This is a genomic window from Paenibacillus ihbetae (assembly GCF_002741055.1).
Classification (GTDB): domain Bacteria; phylum Bacillota; class Bacilli; order Paenibacillales; family Paenibacillaceae; genus Paenibacillus_AQ; species Paenibacillus_AQ ihbetae.
Genome location: NZ_CP016809.1, coordinates 2,969,503 through 2,990,253 on the forward strand (window position 1 = coordinate 2,969,503; position 20,751 = coordinate 2,990,253).

Consider the following 20,751-nt stretch of genomic DNA (forward strand, 5'->3'; position numbering starts at 1 on the left):
ACCTTCGTCTATATTAAAGACCAAGCTTTTCCTTATTCGCTTTCATCTTCTCGTTGCGGATGTCCACGATTTTGTCCCAGCTGTTGCCCTCAAGGAACGACTTGTATTCATTCAAAATGCTCTCGAATTGCCCATCGTCCTTGGCACGGATCATGCTGACGAGCGTCGTGTTCCACTTCGTATTAATGGCGCTCAATGCGCGAGCCTCCGGCGTCCCTTGATCCGGATTGATATTCTCCAGAATAAAGTGCGGCACCAGCTTGCCCCGGCCCCATTCCTGCATCTGCTTGATCGCATCCGGGAAGGCGTCTTGGCTTAGCGCCTTGTGGCGGTCATGGCCGAAGAACATGAATTCGCCCATCCGGTAATCCTTCTTGAAGGTGTCCGGATTGTTCAATTGCAGCTCCTTCACAGCCGGCAGGAATGCCACGGTGCCGTCGGCGTTGACCTGATAGGTTTCGCCTTCGATCCCGTAGTTCATCAGCATTTGGCCTTCTTCGCTGAGCAGGTACGTGAACAGCTGAATCGATTTGGCCGGGTCGGCGTTGCTCTTCGTAATGAAGCTGATCATCCAGCCGGTGATGCCGGATTGGTTCAAGGTCGGGGCATGTCCCACCGTGCTTTGCGGCCCGTCAATCGCGATGTATTCCTTGCCAGGGTTAGCGCTGGCGAAGCTTTGGAGATTGCCGCCCTGCTGCGGGGTTCCGTCGAGCAGAATCGTCGCGTATTTGCCCGCTTTTACCTTCTCTTCAAAAGCCGTCCCGTCGTCCGCAAAGCTGTCGTCGCTGATTGCGCCGTCACGATAAACGGTGTTCAGCGTCTTCACCCACGTCAGGTAGTCCTCGTCCAGATTGCGGTTGTAGAACCCGCTGTTCTCGTCCTCCAGCGGCACGCCGATGAAATCCTGCAATACGTCGCCCAGTGACCCGGTTCCCTCGCCGATCGAGTTAAATCCGAATGGAATCAGCTGCGGGAATTTCTGCTTGATGTCAGTCAAAGCTGCGCGGAACTCTTCCGGCGTACCCATGCTCGGCTTGCCAAGCGCCTCATACACGTCCTTGCGGATGATGAACGCCGTCTTCGCCGGAATGTTACCGCTGTCATAATCCGCCTGGGTGTTGGAGTAGTTCGGATACCCGTAGGTTTTGCCGTCCTTCAGCTGGAACCAGTTCAGCGTATCCTGGGCTGCGACCTTGTTGAAGTGAGGGTCGTACTTCTCGGCCAGATCATTGAGCGGCAAGGCCCAAGTCGCAGCCTTCTGCACCACCGGCGAGTTGGAGTCGAAGGTCGTGATCAAATCCGGCATATCGCCGCCGGCAAAGAACGTATTCAGCTTCGTATCGTCCCCCGTGATGAACTTGATGTTGATATTAAGGTCTTCCTTGATTTTCTTCGTGACGACGTCCTTGCCGAAATCGGTGTTCCACCAATCAGCGTTCACATACCAGGTCAGCTCCGTCGTCTCTTCCTTCTTATCGAGCTTCCACGCCGGCGTTTCCGGATCCGGGGTGTACCGGTCCTCGATCGAAATCCAGTTCTCCTTCTTGGAGCCGGAGTCGCCGCCCGATCCGCAGCCCGCAACCACCAGCACAATCGCCAGCATGAGCGAAGCCCATGCAAATCTTGTTTTGCCCTTTGATTTGTCCATCTTCAACATCCTGTAACCCTCCCTTTTAATAAAAGCGCTTTCTTTCGGACCCGAACCTACTGCTGCTTTCTTACTCCTTCACCGCCCCCAGCATCATTCCGGATATAAAGTACCGCTGAAGGATGGGATAGATGACGACAATCGGCAGTGTCGTTACAACGATCGTGGCGAGCTGAACGCCCTTCGTTGTCGTCTCGATCACGACCGAGCCGGCGTTCTGCATCGATTGCGTCTGCGACTGCACGATAATTTCGTAGAGCATCATTTGCAATGGATACAGCGACTGATCCGTAATATAGAGCTTGGTCGTCATAAAGTCGTTCCATTGTCCGACCCCGTTGAACAGCGCAATGGTCGCCATTGCCGGCATGGACAGCGGAATGAAGATGCTCAGAAAGATCCGCCAGTCCCCGCCGCCGTCAATCTTCGCGGATTCCTCCAGCGAATCCGGCACATTGCGGAAGAAATTCATCAAAATAATGACATCGTAGAAGCTGAGCAGCGCCGGAATAATATACACCCAGAAGCTGTTCAGCATGCCCAGGTCCTTGATGAGCAGGTACGTCGGAATCATCCCGCCCGAGAAAAACATCGTGATGACGCCCATCGTGACATAAAATTTGCGGCCGCGCACGTACCGCTTGCTGAGGCCGTAGCCCACCATCGCACAGAAAAACACGTGGGTGATAACCCCGATCAAGGTTTTGGCGACCGAGATGAAGAAGGCCTGCCAGATACCGTCATCCCGGAATACGGCCTGGTAATTTTCAAGGGAAAGTTCGGTCGGCCAGAAAATAAACCCGCCCTCCGCCAGAGCTCTGCCCGAGCTGAAGGAAGAGACCAGAACATTCCAAAGCGGAACCACGATGATCAGCGTAAACACTACCAGCAATGCGATATTGATGGCATCGAAGATCCGGCTATCCCAGTCCCCTTTCGCTGCTTTCGAATTCAAAGGTAAAGCCTCCTCCCGTTACACTTCTACCGCCCGCCCTTAACCCTAGCGTCCGATTCGGCGCCTTGGATGCAGCGGGCATTTTTGGGTGAACAACCGTTACAGAACCGACTGGTTATCGTTTAATTTGCTGGTGACTTTGTTGGCGGTCACGAGCAGAATGACCGAAACGATCGAGACGCCAAGGCCCACGGCCGTTGCGTAGGAGAAGTCGCCCTGCGTCATCCCCATCCGGTAGACGTAAGAGTTAATTACCTCCGCCTTTTCCCGGTTTTGCGAGTTCATAAGCACCAGCGTCTGATCCAGGTTCGAGCCCAATAAACCGCTTACAGTTAGGATCAAATTCAAGCTGATGATCATTTTCATGTTCGGAATGGTGATATTCCAGATTTGTCTGAGACGGCTTGCGCCATCGATTTTCGCGGCTTCGTAATAGGTCGGATCGATCTTGGCCATGATCGCCAGATACAGAATCGTCCCCCAGCCCGCTTCCTTCCAGATGTCGGATAAGGTGGCGATCCACCAATACTTGTTCGGATCGAGCATAATGTTCGACGGCTGCGAGATCAGACCCAAGCTGAGCAGCAGCTGGTTGAACAAGCCCGTCGTTGAGAACCAGGTAATGAGCATCCCGCCGAGCACGATCCAGGACAGGAAGTGCGGCAGGTACGACACCGTCTGCACGAATTTCTTGAACCGCCCGAAGCTGACCTCGTAAATCATGATGGCAAGAATAATCGGAATGACGAACCCGATCGCCAATTTCAGAAAGCTGATGCCCAGCGTGTTTACGACGGAATCCCAGAAGTACTTGTCCGACATGATGATTTTGAAATTGTCCATGCCGACCCACGGCGCGGAATCGATCGTGTCGATGACCGTGTAGCTCTTGAATGCGATCGTCAGACCGTAAATCGGAATGTAACAGAAAATAAACATGAACACGACGCCCGGAAGAATCATGGACTGCAGCTCCCATTGCCGTCCGAAATCCACGAAAAACTCTTTCACTCTCCGCCCCATCGGCTTTTTGCCGGATGAAAGCACGGCTCCCGTTCCTGCGGGCGTCGCGGACGGAGCCTCAGCTGTCTTTGCCACCTCGTTCGCCTCCTCCTTTAATAACGTTGTTGTTCCAGACCCCTTGGTTGCACCGTACCGTGTTACCCATCCATAAGGAACGCAATCATTTAATAAAAACGTTTTTATTTTTAGCGATAAAAACCCCCTATGCTTGGACTAGATTTAAAAAAAACAGATCCGAAATGACGCCTTCTGCCTAGTCTACTGGCTCCGGCTCATTCCGATCGGACCTTCACTTGACTGGAGCCGCGGACGATCAGTTCTCCCGCCAGCTTCTGCACCTTGCCCTGCTCCTTCTTCTGGATCATGCGCACCAGATGGTCAACGACCAGGATGCCTTGCCGCGCGATTTGGTTGCGCACCGTCGATAACGGCGGCGTAAAATACTGTGCGATATCGATGTCGTCAAAGCCGACGACGCTGATATCCTTCGGAACCTCGTAGCCGAGCGATTTCAGTGCCCGGATGCAGCCGATGGCGCTGAGGTCGTTCCCTGCCAGGAACGCGTCCGGCACCTTGCCTGGATGCATGTGGATGAACGATTTTACGGCGTTATAGGAGCCTTCCTCCTCGAAATAACCCTGGAGGATCAAGTCCTCATCGATCGGAAACTGCACTTCGCGTAAGGCCGCGAGATAGCCTTTCTTCCGCTGCACGCTGTCGAACATGGTGTCCACGCCCGATATGTAAGCAATATTGCGGTGTCCGAGACTGATCAAGTATTTCGTCGCCTCATATCCAGCTTCATATGAATCGAAAATAATGCTCCCCATCGTCTCGTTCTGAACGACGCGATCGAGGAATACCGCCTTGATCTTGTCCTTCTCCATGACGGCAATGTCTTTATCATCAATTCTCAGCTCTTCGAAAATGATGACGCCATCTACGCGCCCGCCCAGAATGTTGCTCATAATGACCTGCTTGTCCTTCGTCACGAACACGTTCAGCCCGTAGCCGAGACGGTCGCACTCGCGGGACATGGATTCCACGAGGGTATAGAAATAGGGCCCCGATACGCTGGTGGTGAAGAAGCCAAGCATCTTCGTCTTGCCCGATTTCAGCAGCTTGCCGTTCAGGTTCGGCACGTAGTTGAGCCGCTCCGCAACCCTCAGCACATGCGACTTCGTCTCGGGATTCAGCACGTCCACGTCATTGAGCGCGTTCGATACCGTCGAAATCGATACGCCGGCCTCTCTTGCGACATCTTTGATGGTTACCTTGCCCATTCACTGATCTTCCTTTGCAATAAAAACGTTTTTATGTACATAAGTTACCATACGATGGCGTTGAGCACAATGCTTATTTTTTCGGGTAGGGGGAATTTTATGCGAGGCTTGGCATTCGCACCAATCCTCGGGGCCGATGGAAGACGACGGAAGTGCACGGGATGGCCCCATCTGCGTGCGAGTGATGGAAGAACCTTTTGAGGGAGGGTAGTACGGTTCCAAAAGGAAGAGAAGCCTTTGGTCAATGACATCACCAAGGTTCATTTTGGGGATAACCTAGATTACATGCGATGATTAAGCCGATTCAGACGGCTCTTTAAATTAAGAAAATAAACGAAGGGATCATTTCTTGAAGAGATGTCCGCAGGGTTTCAGTCAAAGGCTGGAATTCAATTAAATGTAGAGCAGAAATGTAGAGCAGAACTCCAGCCACTAAAAGACTTCGCAATTTTTAATTTTGGCATTTTATCCATTCACTTTTTCTTTTTTTCGAAGAAATCGAACTTGATCACATAATCAAAAAGAGATGTAATAATAACAGCTCCAAGCGGAATCATGGCGGGTGCCCATGGCGGATTAACCGGAGCCTCACCAGGGGGTGCATCAATTAAAATCGCATAAAGGACAAAACAATAAATTAGGGCCACAACAATACCTGTTTTGTTTCTATTTTTCACAGCTGTTTTCACCTCTAGTTCACAGAAATTCAAAGTATTGTATTTTCTACCTATGAATATTGTAACACAGATCGACAAAGCTGGAATAATTTATCTCCCTGGTTATAGATCCTAAACGGAGATCCTGCGACGAGTCCCGGCTCATCCAGCGATGAAACGAAGTGGATCCGAGAAAACGAGAAACGTTTTAATGACCTGAAATCCTATGTGCTATCAAAAAGTGAAGAATAAAAAATCAGCCATGGAATCGGGCATGTCCCGTTCTTCCATGGCTGTTTTCGATTGCATGTTCACTTCGCTCCTATGTTCGCGCCTATGAACGCTGGCTTGAGTATCCCCCGCAAGGCTTATCACGACCGCAGCAGCTCAGCCAAACCCTGCACATCCAGCCCATCAGCCGCAAACGCCGTGCGGACGAGCTTCGGCGGCACAAACTCGTCGTATTTGCCGAGATAAGGCGCCTCGTCCGGATCCAGCAGCGAACTGGCGTCGCTGCATTGCGCCAGCTCGCGGCGGATCTCCTCGAGCAGCGTCCCGGCATCCGCCTTGCCGGCAACGATCATGTAATACGGCTCCATCGGCACGATCGAACGCAAGGAGAGCGGCTCGGACAGGTTATGCTTCAGCAGCCGTTCGAGCGTCCGGAACTGTTTGCTGCCCGCCCAAGGCAGTATAAACAGCGAATCCCCGCCCGCCGGGATAACGACCTGCTTCAGCAGCCCGCTCTCCCGGGCAAGCCGGCGGGCTCGCTCCAGGCGGTTCACGGCACCGGGCGCGAGATACGGATAGATGGTGCTGTCGGCCAGCACTTCCCGCATCTTCTGCACGACCCGGGTGTGGACATCGCCGCCGGCCCCCAGCCATAACGTATCGACCTTGCCTTTGGCAGCCTTCACGTACAATGCTTTGTGCTTGGTGTCCACTTCCTCTACCTTCCACAGCTTTCCGGCCAGCGAGAAGCAGTAGCCCGGAGGCGGCACGGTCGTAATCGATCCGATCTCCTCGGAGCCGTTGTAGACGACATGCTCCTCATCGTCCTTAAACACCGCATAGAAGCGGTAGTTATTTACGATCTTCTCCCCGCCAAGACCGATGATGAGGCTGCCTTCCTCCGTGCGCTGGATATGATCGGTCTGCAGCAAATACTGCAGGAATTCCTTATACTCCTCCGGCTCTATGCCGCGAAATGCCGGAAGCGTAAGCACGGCCCGCGCCAGGTCCTGCGGCTCGGCTTCTCCCATACTCTTCAGCGTGCTCATCGTCTGATGGTACAGCACGCCCACCGGCTTCTTCCGCAAGGTGAGCGGCTCGACCCATTTCTCCCGGATGTACAGCTCGATCACGGCGATGGCGCGCAGCAGCATCCAAGGCATACGCGCCGGCAGCAGCGCCTCTTCATCCTCGTCCTCCGGGCAAAGAAACATCATCTCGGAGGCCTGGTCTCCCCTGCGGCCGGAACGGCCGAGCCGCTGCACGAAGCTGGAGCAGCTGTACGGCGCACCGAGCTGGATGACCCGCTCCAGCTCGCCGAGGTCGATGCCGAGCTCCAGGGTTAGGGTCGCCGCAGCCACCGCCGGCCCCGGACCCGACCGCAGCGCGGCCTCCGCTTCCTCGCGCAGCATGGCGGAGATGCTTCCATGGTGCACATGGAAGACGTCCGGCTGCTGCCGCTTCGCTGCGATCCGCCGCAGCTCCAGCGTCGTGAGCTCTGCGTCCGAGCGGCTGTTTGTGAAGACGAGCGCTTTTTTCATATGCGTGTGATCGTACACGAAATCATAGTAGGCTTTGCGCGCGAGCTCCAGCTGCTCGGCCTGCTTCTCGTCCCGCGCATCGGGAAAGGAGAAGTGCTCTACCGACAGCCGCAGCTTCCGCCCGCCTTGCGGAGCAATGACCTCGACCGCATGCTGCGTTCCCGCACCCAGCCACCCGGCAGCGGTCTCATAGTCGCTCAGCGTAGCCGACAGGCCGATCCGGCGAGGCTCGCACGAAGCCATCCGCTCGATGCGGGTGAGCTGGCTCAGCACCTGAATGCCGCGATCAGCCCCCATGAACGCATGGACCTCGTCGATAATGACGTACCGCAGATCCTGAAACAAGGCCGGTATCGCATTCGGCCGGTTCATCAGCAGCCCCTCAAGCGACTCGGGGGTAATCTGAAGCACGCCGGAAGGCTTCCGCATCAGCTTCGTCTTCTCTGCCTGGGACACGTCGCCGTGCCAGTGCCATACCGGAACCTGCCCCTCCTTCAGCAGATCGCTGATGCGCTCGAACTGGTCGTTGATCAGCGCCTTAAGCGGCCCGATATACAAAATGCCTACCGAGCTTGAAGGCTTGTTATACAGCTCCGTCAGGGCGGGAAAGAACGCCGCCTCCGTCTTCCCCGAGGCCGTACCTGATGCGATCAGCAAATGGTTCGGCGTATCGAACAGGACGCGGCAGGCTTCAACCTGTGCCTCGCGAAGGGTATCCCATCTTTTTTTGTAGATAAACTCCTGAATGAATGGCGCCAATCGGGAAAAAGGATTCGCAGCACTCATAGCTCAAACTCCGCCAACAGATCGTCCAGGTCGTCCCCCTGCTCATCCGCTCCCTTGCTGGCTGCCGGCTGCGCCTCCGCACGCTCCCCCAGCAGCTGCTCGAAAGTGGCTTCCGGATGCTGATGCAGCGTGTGCAGCAGGTCCATGAAATCCCGCACGACCTCCCGGGTCGTCAGCAGCTCTTCCGCGCCCAGCCGGTTCAAGGCAGCCTGCATAAATGCCACCAACTGCTCGTCCGTCAGCTGCGGCTCATACTTGAAGTGAAAGGCATGGATGTCCCGCAGCTTCTGCAGAAGGATGAGAATTTCTTCGTACGAGAGCATGTCCAGCTTCAGGATGGGGGATGTATACGTCCGGAGCGTGCTGCTGCCGTAACGTCCATCGATCAGACGGGAGCGGAGGGCATCATAGCTAAACAGCCCCCGGCGCTCGTCTTCGACGAACTGCGGCGTGCCGCCCATGTAGATTCCGAGGTGCTGGGCTTTGCCCTGCATCGTGTCATTGAACATGGTGAGCAGCTTCTCATAGTTGCTCTGACGGGAGATGCTGTTCGTGATTTTGTATAAGTTAACCCCTTCGTCGATGAACAGCAGCAGTCCCTTATATCCAATCGCAGCCGTGAATTCGGACCACAGCTTCATATAGTCGTACCAGTTGTCATCGTCGATGATGACCCCCACGCCGAGCTCCTTGCGGGCTTCCGTCTTGGTCGGCACCTCCCCGCGCAGCCATCGCAGCGCCGCCGCTTTCCGGTCATCGTCGCCAAGCTTATAGCCGTTCCAATAAGCAGCCAGCACCTTCGCAAAATCAAATCCGTGCACCAGATTCTGCATCTCATTCGTCACCGCGAAAATGTCCAGCTCCACGCGTTCGTTCAGGGTGGGATCATCCGGCCGAAGGTCCGCCTCAACCATGATCCGCTGCTGAATCGCCGCAATCCACTTCTGCAGAATAGCCTCCAGCGCTCCGCCGTCAGGCCGCGTCTTCGTTGACAGATGGGTCATGAGCTCCCGGTACGTCGCCAGCCCCTGTCCCTTCGTGCCTACCAGCCGGCGCTCCGGCGACAAATCCGCATCCGCCACGACGAAATCGCGGTCCATTGCATAGTTTCGTATCATCTGGAGGAGGAAGCTCTTGCCGCTGCCGTAACGTCCCGTGATAAGGCGGAAAGCCGCTCCCCCTTCGGCGATATTGTCCATATCCCGCAGGATCGACTTCACCTCCGGTTTACGCCCGACGGCAATATATTCAAGCCCAACGCGCGGCACGACGCCTGCCGTCATGGAGTTCACAAGGGCAGTGGTAAGCCGCTTCGGGATTTTTAGCTCGTTCATGATCGAAATTCACCTTCTTTCAAAAGCATTAGAGGCCGGTTGTACCGTCCGTGCTTTTATATCCTCTTCAAAGCATCCATCTTGTCGATATATTCTTCCGCAATGGATTCTCCGTCAATCAGCAGATCGCCAATGGTATCCATCGCAGCCTCGTTAATTTCATCCAGCAGCAGGGCAGGCATCGAGCCTGCGCGTTCTGCAATGGGCTGCAGTGCAGCCGAATTCGGCCCAGCCTTCAAGGCGTGCAGAATCTCCATATGCGCAGACGTCAGACGCTCCGCAAGCTGCTGCCAATCCTCATCCTCCACATTCCATTGCCATGCCTGTCCGTGTGAATGGGATGCTTCCTCCGCTTTATTCGCTTCAGCCTCCGGTCCCCGATCAATATGAGGCATAGCTCTAGCGCCAAGCGTTACTTCAGCGGTTTCCGCATAAGATCCCCCTGTAGTTTGTCGAGTCGGTACGTTTGCCGCTTCGACGGTCGTTAGTTTTGCCGCTTTTACGGTCGTTGCGTTAGTCGTCCCTTTGATCCGCGGTTCCATTCCGAAAGAATCTTCGCTAGGGAGCCCCGCATCAAAGTCCATCACGGCCTGAACGACATCCACACTCTTCGGTTTACGCTTTCCAGATGAGACGGCTTTCGGGGACTGATCAGAGCTTGCATGGACTAATGAGGACTTCTCACTCAAGGCCTCCTCCGATCCGGCCTCCTCGACAAGCAGCATGTCGCGGACCTCATCCGACTCCCGCTGCAGGCGCTGCAGCTTTCTTGTATCGATCTGCACCTCCGGGATGCTCTTCCTGCGCTCGGCTTCAAGCTGCAGTTCTATTTCTTTGGTCAAATACCGCTCAACCAACTGCGCCACATCCGGTCCGATGGCTTCCGTCCCGCGAAGCCGTCCTTTGAAGCCCCTAAGCTCCCTCAGCTTGTTCTCCGTCAGCCGGGTCAACCCGGTCATGTAGGCCCGCAACGGGGCATACTCGCTTAAGGAGAGGATCGTTAGGACAACCGTTCGCCCATGCAGACCATGATCATACACCGCGCTGCGGAACAGATATCGCTTGACCTGCCTTGGCCGGGGCTGGAAGCGGTCGATGAAGCGCTGCCCCGTCTTTTTGGCCAAATAGCTGTCGACCAGCGCCACAACCCTCGGGGCATACCGCTGCATGTCCTTGCGTCCGGATTCCTGATAGAAACGGCTCTTCTCGGCATCATAATCCAGCAGACCGCACAGCAGCTCCCAGGTCAGCTCGGCAGGCTGAAGGGAGAAGCGCCGCATGTACTCCCGTTCCTTCAATTCCGGCGAAATGGCCCTCGGCAGGCGATCATACGTCTCGGGAATCGGCATATCCAGGTGATGCACGATCATAAAATCATATAGCCATTCCCGCAAATACATATTGAGCTTGGCATAACGCTCTCGGTAAGCGTTCCATGCTTGCAGCATCAAATCGTATCCTTGCCGCGGGTCGCTCCAGCCTACGCCGTGAATCAGCTCGTAAAAGTACAAGAATAAATAGGATAAATCCGTATCCGGGTACCGGCCGGACCGTACCTCCTCCCGCCAGTAAAAATACCAGCGAAACTGTTCAGGGCTCATCTGCTCGTACGTCGGCCAGTACGTTTTGAACGGAACGAATGGAGCCTCTTGCTCCGTATGCCAGGCCAGCTCCCGTGCTTTCAGCGCGAATTGCTGCTCCTTGGTCACATAACGGAAGCTGTCGTCCAAATTCAGGTCGAGGGGCTGCTGCGGCTTTACAACCAACGAGCTTCTCCCCATCGGTGCTTGAGGTGCCTCCGTTTGCCGATCCTGCTCTTGATCCGGATCCAGCCCCTCCCCGGTCCGGGCGGCAAGCGGCATGTCCCGCTCCTCCCCGCCGAACTCGATTTCCGCAAAACGAATCCCCTGATCATTGACCAGCGTGGTTTGTCTTATGTGCTTTATGTGATTGTTTTTGTCATTATTGAAATCCGGCTTCTCATTTTTCATCGGTCATGAACCTCCGTCATGACTTCAATTATACCATTTTGCATGGCCAGTCTAATGGATTTTCATATGAAACTCATCTATATTATAAGGGATGAAAGCGAACGATGCTCCAGATCAAAGACTGAAGCCGGAAAGGACTTCCTGATGAATAAATGGATCAAGGCACTATTATTTCTGGTAGGAGCGGCCATTCTGACCCGGCTGATCCCCTTCTCTTCCTGGTTCCGCATCCTCGATACGATGATTCACGAACTGGGACACGCACTCATGACCCTCCTCATGTCCGGCCGAGTGCTCAGCATTGAGCTGAACCCCGATCACAGCGGCGTCACGTATTCCATGCTGTCCTCGGGGGGCTGGAGTCCTGTTATTGTCTCGCTGGCAGGGTATATATCGGCCTCCGTGTTCGCCATTCTCATGTTCCTGGGATATGCCCGTAAGCGGCAGGGCGAAGGCTTAATGACCATTACCGCGCTGGCGGTTATTATGATTATTTTCTTCGTACACAAGGGGTATGGGCTGTGGTGGCTCATTATTTTCATCATAGTCAATCTTATCTTCTACATGCTGGGACCGAAAATCCGTAATTTCTATTACCTGCTTCTGGCCTTTCTCGTGCTCGAGGAGTCCGTCATGGGGCCGTTGACCTTGGCCATACGGGCGCTGAGCCAGCCATCGCAAGCAGGAGACGCAAGCAATCTGGCCAATATGACTGTGGTTCCCGCGATTATCTGGGCCCTGCTGTTCTTCGTCTTTTCTCTGTGGTGCGCCAAGGTGGCGCTGCAGCTGTTCTGGAAGAAGCGATGATGGGCCGTCCCGCTTACCTGTATTTTGAAAGGAGCTGCTTAGCCTTTAATTGTTATGACAGATTGTAATACCAAGTGCAACAATTCCTCTGTGAAAGATTCGTGAGCGGTTTCGCCAACCCACGAGGCCTGTGGTTGATTAGATCTAGTGAATGGGCGAGCTCCTCATCCTCAACTTGAGCGACATCAGTGCCTTCTGTGCGGAAACGTTCCATGATTTGCTCTGGAGACCACGTCGCTGGAGCTTTTCCTCTAAGGAAACAGACAAGAGGTCTGACCATTTACCCGAAGAAACGGAAGCCTTAATGCGTTCCTCATAAGCGTGCTGGGCTTTTTCAGCCCGATAGGGCTACAACGCAGCAACAAGCTTCAACTCACGGCAAACCGTCGAAGGATGTCTTCCCCGTTCTTTTGCAATGGCTCTCAAACTATTGCCTTGCTGATGGAGGATTTCTAACTTGCTGCGTTCAATTATGCTAAGCCGTGTGTAGCTCATAGCGGATTCTCCTTGTGTGAATGTGGTGTAGGAATTCATTTTACACGAATCGGGCCATGGGCCCTTTTTTATTTAATTCCAGTAGGTGTTGCACTTCATAATTACAATCCGTCTATTAAAATGGCCTTCCACAATACGATTCCAGAAAAAACTTGGTGACCTGTCGCCTCACACTTCGAAACTCAAATTACTTCTCAGAGGAACCGATGATTGAATATGAGGTCAAGGGTGGCAGCATTTCTAAAAACGATATAGTTTGCATTACTAAGAATAGTAGTGATTCAATAAACGAGTCTGTTGCGGGGGAGCAATATGAGCTGGAAGGGGAAGAACGTTCACCACTAATGTCGATATTATAGGCTTTTCTTGTACAATTATTAATCAAATAGAAAAGACAAGCCAAAGACTTGTAATAGCCAGCGGGGCTTGTCTTACCGTACAGTTCTCAAAGGCTAGCCTGTTTAATTCTCATAATGACGTATAAGTTCTTCAGAATCGGTAGTTTTTAAAACAATTTCATCTTTTTCAAAAAGAACAATTTGCGGGAATGTATTTAAGTCGAAAATTCTTTCATAATTAAATTTTTGATCCTGGCTAACGTCAATGAACGAAACATTTGTGATGGGTTTATCAATCCTCAAGTTATTATTTATATAATCAATATTCTTCTGTAATGTTTCAGTATATGAATCTTCTAATGATTTATTTGTAAAAACTACTACTGTGACCTCATTTGTTTGATTTTCTAACAAAAAATCTGTGGCCTTCTCAGTGTTATTTTTACTGCATCCCGAAACTAATAAAGTTAACAACAACAAAATCAGGACATTCTTCATGTTTTCCCCCTAAGCATTTTAAGAGACTGGCTGTCAACCAGTCTCCGTCTTATTATGAACAAGGAAATATCTATTGAACTTTTGCAGTTATATCGTGGTTATACGTATCGGTAAAGGTTGTCCACTGGGCTGGTTTATCATAAAAAGAATAGAAGGCTCCTATTTTAACATATACGCCTGCCTGAATTTTAACATTGGCACCCTTACCTGTAATTTTTGTGATCCCTTGAATAGTATATTTATCTAAATCTCTTCCACTTGAATCTTGTAATGGAATATTAATATTACTCAAATCCCAACGAGCAGGATTACCATCAGTCTTTTTGTTATCTGAACCGATTGGAATTTGAATTTCTGATCCTATTCCAGCGTAGGAAATTGTAATCGGTATAGTTGTTTTAGTAGTTTCTTTAACGATAGGATAAGTGTATGCAATAGCATAAGGACTTGTAGTTGTATAAGATTCATATCGAGTTAATAGAGTATAAATCCCAGACTGCTTTTTAATCAATTGTCCAGTTCTTCCATAAGGATCTTTCCAAGTATTGATACTCGAAAAAAGAGGTTGGAATTTAATTTGGAGGTTATTGTCATTATTTGAAACAAGGTTGTTAGTATTCCATTGAACATTTGAGAAAGTATATTTACCATATTTCGCTGACTTAACATACGGCAGATTATCAGCCATTGGCATCACAAGTCCTTGGCTATTTTTCTCAATAATTTCGTGCATATTTTCTAAAGAAATCCACTCATTATTGTTAAAATGTATGAAAGTCTCTTCAGGAAACTCATTGCCAATAGAAGGCTTTGTAATAATTAAATCACCATTTGCATTCTCTTTTTTGTCATATCCAAGTTTTAATACGTATGATTCACCAGTATGCAACATTCCCTGAGCTGAGATTAGAGTTGTATTTGACTCAGTGTCATGGCTGATTTCATATAAACCCTCAGCCTCGATAATCCCATCTTTGGTGTCTAAAACAAGAGATAGGTCACTGTCAGATATCAGATCTACCTTCAAGTTATTGTATTGTTTAATCTTTTCATAGGTTTCATTGTCATATTCATAAACATTGTTTATTGTAAAAGTATCCCTATATCTGCAAATGCGAATTGCGGGAAAACACTAAGCATGAGTAGTAATGCAGCTAATAATATTAAACTTTTCTTCAAATTATGTGCCTCCTATTAGTTGTAATTAATATCAATTAAACGAGATTTCCCTGACATCATAGATGTGCTGGCCAGCTGCAGAAAAATCTTTATTGGCTCTGTCTCAATATAACTTAGCCTCCAGAAAGCGGAAGATTCTGTTAAGTAGATAGGCTGTTACGTTCTTCGTATCTCCTCCCAAATAAATTTTAAAAAATGTAGGCGCCTACATACTATAAACACGCTAACAGACCAATTGGTTACATTTCTTTTCACGATTTATCTTAATAACTCACTTTTGCAGAGAAAAAAAACAGATTAATAGCATGTACAACGAGGGTTAAAGAACGATTGAATAGACTCCTTGACGAAAAATAGAAAAACACCGCTTCGTTGGTAAAAGTGAGAGTGTCGAGCCTCCACTACCACACAGCCCTCTATATGATAGGACAAAAGAAAGTCCTCAAACACTTGAATGCAGCAGGAATCAAAAGGAAATTGGGATTTACCTGTGCCTATTTGTTTCGTACTGTATTTGTCTAGTTGTTCCACCTGTAGAATTGGTTTCGTTTGCTGGAAAGCAACAAAGGTAAAGCGTTTTCCGTCACCGTCCAAAGAAGAATGAATGGCTGGATTGCTTCCAACCGATCTTACCTTATCCGCCCAGAGATAATCTAGACCCTGGAGGATACTTGCATACCAAGATAATGATGACCACTGACTGAATTCAGATTGCCACTATCATGATCTGTTTCCATTAACCTTTGCAGCTAAGCTGGGCTTTGCCTTTGCGCTTCCATGGGACACCCACAAGGGCTTTGCTGCATACTTCTTCCCCTGCCACAGGTGCGTATATCGGCGGAGGAGCAGCGCGTTCGCCTTTAAAATCGGGAAGTATCCTCACTTATTCCATGCTTAGTTTCCCGATTTTAACAGCGACCGGAGCTGATATACGCACCGCCCCACGGCTCGCTAACGAGTGCAGCCACAGCCCCTTCCCCCTCCTCCAGAAAAAGCCCGGCTCCTGCCTTTGCAGCAAGCCGGGCTTTGCCTTTGTGCTTCCATGAGACACCCACGTGGCTGGGCTGCACACTTTCTCCCCTGCCACAGGTGCGTATATCGGCGGAGGAGCAGCGCGCTCGCCTTTAAAATCGGGAAGCATCCTCTACCTATTCCATTCTAGCTTCCCGATTTTAACAGCGACCGGAGCTGATATACGCACCGCCCCACGGCACGCTAAAAGGTGTGCAGCCACAGCCCCTCCCTTCACTCCCGAAAAAAGCGCAAAATAAAAAGCCCAGCCCCCGCAAGAGCAGGAGCCTGGTGCAAAGCAATTGGTTGTTTTCACCATACGGTCGAACGAAGAGCGCGATTAATGGTATAATTGTAAATAGTTTAATAAAATCCCATGATAAGGGGGTGTTGATATGGGTTCGGCATTTGGTTTTGGAGGCCTGATCGCCAATCTAGTCATAATCTTTGTTGTTTTATTAGTCCTATATCGAATCGTAAAACTTGCGGTTAACCGATCTGAAATTAAAGAGGACATCACAAAATTAAGGGCTGAGGTAAAAAACTTACATACAAAAATTAATAACCTTGAAAAGTCAGACTTATGACGACCTGAGACGATATACGCACCGGCCTACGGCACCATCCCCATGTGCAGCCTTCAGCCAACGCCCTCACCCCAAGAAGCCCGGCTCCTGCCTTTGCAGCTAAGCTGGGCTTTGCCTTTGCGCTTCCATGGGACACCCACAAGGGCTTTGCTGCATACTTCTTCCCCTGCCACAGGTGCGTATATCGGCGGAGGAGCTATGCGTTCGCCTTTAAAATCGGGAAGTATCCTCTGCCTACTCCATTCCAGCTTCCCGATTTTAACAGCGACCGGAGCTGATATACGCACCGCCCCACGGCTCGCTAACGAGTGCAGCCACAGCCCCTTCCCCCTCCTCCAGAAAAAGCCCGGCTCCTGCCTTTGCAGCAAGCCGGGCTTTGCCTTTGTGCTTCCATGAGACACCCACGTGGCTGGGCTGCACACTTTCTCCCCTGCCACAGGTGCGTATATCGGCGGAGGAGCAGCGCGCTCGCCTTTAAAATCGGGAAGCATCCTCTACCTATTCCATTCTAGCTTCCCGATTTTAACAGCGACCGAAGCCGATATACGCACCGCCCCACGGCACGCTAACAAATGTGCAGCCACAGCCCCTTCCCCACTCCCAGAAAAGCGCAAAATAAAAAGCCCAGCCCCCGCAACAGCAGGAACTGGGCTTCTTCATTTCAAATTATTGTTGCTTCAAGTTGTAGAACGACTTCAAGCCGTTGTATTGAGCAAGCTCGCCCAATTGGTCTTCGATGCGAAGCAATTGGTTGTACTTCGCTACGCGGTCCGTACGGGAAGGTGCACCCGTCTTGATCTGACCTGCGTTGGTAGCAACAGCGATGTCAGCGATCGTGCTGTCCTCGGACTCACCGGAACGGTGGGAGACAACAGCGGTGTAGCCTGCGCGTTTTGCCATTTCGATTGCATCGAAGGTTTCAGTCAATGTACCGATTTGGTTAACCTTGATCAGGATGGAATTACCGATACCTTCCTTGATACCTCTCTCCAGACGCTCAGTGTTCGTAACGAACAGGTCGTCACCAACCAGCTGAATTTTGTTGCCCAGCTTCTCAGTGAGCAGCTTCCAACCTTCCCAATCGTCCTCGGAGCATCCGTCTTCGATGGTGATGATTGGGTATTTGTCTACCCAAGAAGCGAGCAGGTCAACGAATTCCGCAGGCGTGAAGGATTTGCCTTCGCCTTCCAGAACGTATTTGCCGTCCTTGAAGAATTCCGTGGAAGCAACGTCCATACCCAGGAATACGTCTTTGCCTGGCGTGTAGCCAGCTTTTTCGATCGCTTCGATAATGGAGGACAGTGCATCTTCGTTGGACGTGAAGTTTGGAGCAAAACCGCCTTCGTCGCCAACTGCCGTGTTCAGGCCTTTGCCTTTCAGAACGGACTTCAGGTTGTGGAAGATTTCAGCACCCATGCGAAGCGCTTCTTTGAAGCTAGGTGCGCCCACAGGCAGTACCATGAACTCTTGAACGTCTACGTTGTTGTCGGCATGAGCGCCGCCGTTCACGATGTTCATCATTGGTACTGGAAGCTGTTTGGCGTTGAATCCGCCAAGGTATACGTACAGCGGAAGATCCAATGCGTCAGCAGCAGCGCGCGCTACAGCCATGGATACAGCCAGGATCGCGTTTGCGCCGAGCTTGCCTTTGTTAGGCGTTCCGTCCAAAGCGATCATCAGCTTGTCGATGCCGAGCTGGTCAAGCGCGTCCATGCCGATTACTTCAGGAGCGATGATCTCGTTCACGTTCTCAACAGCTTTCAGAACGCCTTTGCCCAGGTAACGGGATTTGTCGTCGTCGCGAAGCTCAACCGCCTCGTGAACGCCAGTGGAAGCGCCGGATGGAACGATCGCGCGTCCGATTGCGCCGGATTCCAGGTATACTTCAACCTCTACAGTCGGGTTGCCGCGGGAGTCAAGGACTTCGCGAGCATATACGTCAGAAATAATAGTCATGGGTATAGTCTCCTTTTTCTTTGGTATCGTTTATGGTTTAAGATCTTGTCCGTCTTTATTTACGCGCCGCAATCATGGAAGTTCCGGTCATTTCAGCCGGCTTCGGCAGATCCATCAGGTCGAGGATCGTCGGAGCGATATCGGCCAGAATGCCGCCTTCGCGCAGCGTCACGTTCTCATCGGTAACGATGAACGGAACCGGGTTGGTGGTATGAGCCGTGAATGGGCGTCCATTCTCGTCAAAGACCATGTCCGCATTGCCGTGGTCAGCCGTAATGATGGCGACTCCGCCTTTAGCCAAGACGGCCTCAACCACTTTGCCGACGCACTCATCCGTCACTTCAACCGCCTTCTTGGTTGGCTCGAGCATGCCCGAGTGGCCGACCATGTCCGGGTTCGCAAAGTTCAGAATAATCGCATCATGCTTCTCAGCTTCGATTTCCTTCACGCACGCATCTGCGACCTCATAAGCGCTCATCTCCGGCTTGAGGTCATAGGTTGCTACCTTCGGCGAATTGATCAGGATGCGCGTTTCGCCCGGAAGCTCGACATCGCGTCCGCCGCTGAAGAAGAACGTCACGTGCGGATATTTCTCGGTTTCCGCAATGCGCAGCTGCTTTTTGTTATGCTGCACCAGCACTTCGCCCAGCGTGTTGTCCAGATCCTTCGGCTTGTAGGCAACGAAGCCCTCCACCGTTTCGCTGAACAGGGTCAAGCACACGAAATGCAGGTTCTGCGGGAATCCCGGACCACGGTCGAAGCCGCGGAAATCCTTATTCGTGAACACCTGGGACAATTGAATCGCGCGGTCAGGACGGAAGTTCAGGAAGACGACCGAATCGCCGCTTTCCACCAGGCTTATCGGCTGGCCTTGGTCATCAACGATCACCGTAGGCTCGACGAATTCGTCATATACGGATTTCTCATACGATTCGGTAATCGCTTTGAGCGGATCGGTGTACTTCGGTCCTTCTCCGTATACCATGGCGCGGTAAGCCTTCTCCACACGATCCCAACGCTTGTCGCGGTCCATCGCGTAATAGCGTCCGGACAATGTAGCGATCTGTCCAACGCCCACTTCCTGGATCTTCGCAATGAGATCTTTCACGAACTGCTTGCCGCTGTCAGGCGCTACATCCCGTCCGTCCATGAAGCCATGGATGTAAACGTCCTGCATGCCTTCCTTCTTGGCCAGGTCCAGCATCGCAAACATATGCTCGATGTGGCTATGTACCCCGCCATCCGACACAAGCCCGTACAGATGAAGCTTCTTGCCGCTGTTTTTTGCCGCGCGAACCGCCTCGACCAGCGTATCGTTCTCGAAGAACTCGCCTTCCCGAATCGACTTTGAGATCCGGGTCAGATCCTGATACACGATCCGGCCTGCGCCGATGTTCAGGTGGCCCACTTCGGAGTTCCCCATCTGGCCTTCCGGCAAGCCGACCGCTTCGCCGCAAGCGGTAAGCGTCGTGTTCGGATACTGCTTCAGGTACCGGTCGTAATTCGGCTTGTTCGCTTGAGCGACTGCATTGCCTGCTTCGGTGTTGCGAAGCCCGAAACCATCCATGATGATCAGGGCTACTGGTCTTGGAGCTGTCATCTTACTTCGCCCCCTCAACGAGTGCGATGTAGGAAGCCGGCTGAAGACTTGCACCGCCGACGAGCGCGCCGTCGATGTCGCTTTGTCCCATATACTCCGCTACATTTTCAGGCTTCACGCTGCCGCCGTACTGAATCCGTACTTGAGCTGCAACACTTTCACCGTACAAGCCCTTAACGAGCTCGCGGATATAGGCAATCACTTCGTTAGCATCCTCAGCCGTGGAAGATTTGCCTGTACCGATAGCCCAGATTGGCTCGTAAGCAATGACAACATGAACCGCTTGGTCTGCAGGAAGACCTGCAAATGCGGCCTCGGTCTGTACCTTGCACACATCTTTCGTTTGGCCGGCTTCACGCTCTTCCAGCTTCTCGCCTACGCATACGATCGGCAGCAAGCCGTGACGGAATGCCGCATGAACCTTCTTGTTCACGATCTCATCGGTTTCCGCAAAGTATTGGCGTCGCTCGGAATGTCCGATAATGACATAATCAACGCCCAGGTCTTTCAGCATCAAACCGCTGATTTCGCCTGTAAATGCGCCGTTATCTTCAAAATGGAGGTTTTGCGCGCCGATCTTGATGTTCGTTCCTTTGGCTGCTTCCACCAAAGCCGGAAGATTCGTAAACGGTGCGCAGATCACGCTCTCCACGCCTTCTACTTCCGCTTTGCCTTTAACCTCTTCGAAAAAAGCCTTTGCTTCTGGAACCGTCTTAAACATTTTCCAGTTGCCAGCTATGATAGGTGTTCTCACACAGTTCACTCCTTTATTCCCCCGGTGAGCCGGGGTTCAAGCTTCTTCCACATTAGCTATCCAAAATCATTGATCTAT

General features: G+C 51.7%; 15 protein-coding genes and 1 pseudogene. 2 read left to right on the plus strand and 14 right to left on the minus strand.

Features of this window, described 5'->3' with window-relative positions; all coding sequences use genetic code 11:
• Positions 1-13: 13 nt before the first annotated feature.
• The 8 genes from BBD41_RS13210 to BBD41_RS13245 form a co-directional block, all read right to left on the minus strand.
• Positions 14-1,657, minus strand: coding sequence for a type 2 periplasmic-binding domain-containing protein (locus BBD41_RS13210; protein WP_189636179.1), 1,644 nt, complete (start codon positions 1,655-1,657; stop codon positions 14-16).
• A gap of 61 nt (positions 1,658-1,718) precedes the next feature.
• Complete coding sequence (locus BBD41_RS13215; RefSeq protein ID WP_077570485.1) at positions 1,719-2,603, minus strand: carbohydrate ABC transporter permease; 885 nt, start codon at positions 2,601-2,603, stop codon at positions 1,719-1,721.
• Positions 2,604-2,702: 99 nt separating this feature from the next.
• Entirely contained in the window at positions 2,703-3,701 is a 999-nt protein-coding gene (locus BBD41_RS13220) for an ABC transporter permease (RefSeq protein WP_206098304.1), read from the minus strand.
• A gap of 197 nt (positions 3,702-3,898) precedes the next feature.
• Complete coding sequence (locus BBD41_RS13225; RefSeq protein WP_099477872.1) at positions 3,899-4,909, minus strand: LacI family DNA-binding transcriptional regulator; 1,011 nt, start codon at positions 4,907-4,909, stop codon at positions 3,899-3,901.
• A gap of 473 nt (positions 4,910-5,382) precedes the next feature.
• On the minus strand, positions 5,383-5,586 hold the full coding sequence (locus BBD41_RS13230; RefSeq protein ID WP_028406738.1) for a hypothetical protein: 204 nt from the start codon (positions 5,584-5,586) through the stop codon (positions 5,383-5,385).
• 350 nt (positions 5,587-5,936) lie between these two features.
• Positions 5,937-8,123 (minus strand): DEAD/DEAH box helicase, encoded by a 2,187-nt coding sequence (locus BBD41_RS13235; protein ID WP_099477873.1) that lies wholly within the window; start codon positions 8,121-8,123, stop codon positions 5,937-5,939.
• The gene (locus BBD41_RS13240; protein ID WP_099477874.1) at positions 8,120-9,457 is read right to left on the minus strand and encodes an ATP-binding protein; all 1,338 of its coding nucleotides are present in this window, start codon (positions 9,455-9,457) and stop codon (positions 8,120-8,122) included. The genes BBD41_RS13235 and BBD41_RS13240 overlap by 4 nt, the downstream gene beginning before the upstream one ends.
• A 56-nt stretch (positions 9,458-9,513) precedes the next feature.
• A complete protein-coding gene (locus tag BBD41_RS13245; RefSeq protein ID WP_099477875.1) occupies positions 9,514-11,448 on the minus strand; it encodes a TerB N-terminal domain-containing protein in 1,935 nt (644 codons plus the stop codon).
• Positions 11,449-11,592: 144 nt separating this feature from the next.
• Between BBD41_RS13245 and BBD41_RS13250 the strand changes: the two genes are divergently transcribed.
• Positions 11,593-12,255, plus strand: a complete 663-nt coding sequence (locus BBD41_RS13250) for a M50 family metallopeptidase (protein ID WP_077570739.1) — start codon at positions 11,593-11,595, stop codon at positions 12,253-12,255.
• Between the two features lie 190 nt (positions 12,256-12,445).
• On the opposite strand, the pseudogene BBD41_RS30770 reads toward BBD41_RS13250, so the two are convergent.
• From BBD41_RS30770 to BBD41_RS13265, 3 genes and pseudogenes are all read right to left on the minus strand, one after another.
• Positions 12,446-12,750 (minus strand): annotated as a pseudogene (locus BBD41_RS30770) (transposase); the annotation flags it as partial.
• A 461-nt stretch (positions 12,751-13,211) separates the two neighbouring features.
• Positions 13,212-13,586, minus strand: a complete 375-nt coding sequence (locus tag BBD41_RS13260) for a hypothetical protein (RefSeq protein ID WP_077570497.1) — start codon at positions 13,584-13,586, stop codon at positions 13,212-13,214.
• Positions 13,587-13,656: 70 nt separating this feature from the next.
• Positions 13,657-14,613 carry a hypothetical protein gene (locus BBD41_RS13265; protein WP_099477877.1) on the minus strand — a complete coding sequence of 319 codons (957 nt, stop codon included), beginning with the start codon at positions 14,611-14,613 and terminating at the stop codon, positions 13,657-13,659.
• Positions 14,614-16,171: 1,558 nt separating this feature from the next.
• On the opposite strand from BBD41_RS13265, the gene BBD41_RS13275 reads away from it, so the two are divergent.
• Positions 16,172-16,363, plus strand: a complete 192-nt coding sequence (locus BBD41_RS13275) for a hypothetical protein (RefSeq protein WP_028406730.1) — start codon at positions 16,172-16,174, stop codon at positions 16,361-16,363.
• A 666-nt stretch (positions 16,364-17,029) separates the two neighbouring features.
• On the opposite strand, the gene eno is transcribed toward BBD41_RS13275, so the two are convergent.
• The 3 genes from eno to tpiA are packed head-to-tail and all read right to left on the minus strand — an operon-like array spanning position 17,030 to position 20,673.
• On the minus strand, positions 17,030-18,319 hold the full coding sequence (eno, locus tag BBD41_RS13285; protein WP_007133019.1) for a phosphopyruvate hydratase: 1,290 nt from the start codon (positions 18,317-18,319) through the stop codon (positions 17,030-17,032).
• A gap of 55 nt (positions 18,320-18,374) precedes the next feature.
• A complete protein-coding gene (gene gpmI / locus BBD41_RS13290) occupies positions 18,375-19,919 on the minus strand; it encodes a 2,3-bisphosphoglycerate-independent phosphoglycerate mutase (RefSeq protein ID WP_099477880.1) in 1,545 nt (514 codons plus the stop codon).
• A gap of 1 nt (position 19,920) precedes the next feature.
• Positions 19,921-20,673 (minus strand): triose-phosphate isomerase, encoded by a 753-nt coding sequence (tpiA, locus tag BBD41_RS13295; RefSeq protein ID WP_099477881.1) that lies wholly within the window; start codon positions 20,671-20,673, stop codon positions 19,921-19,923.
• Between the last annotated feature and the right edge of the window lie 78 nt (positions 20,674-20,751).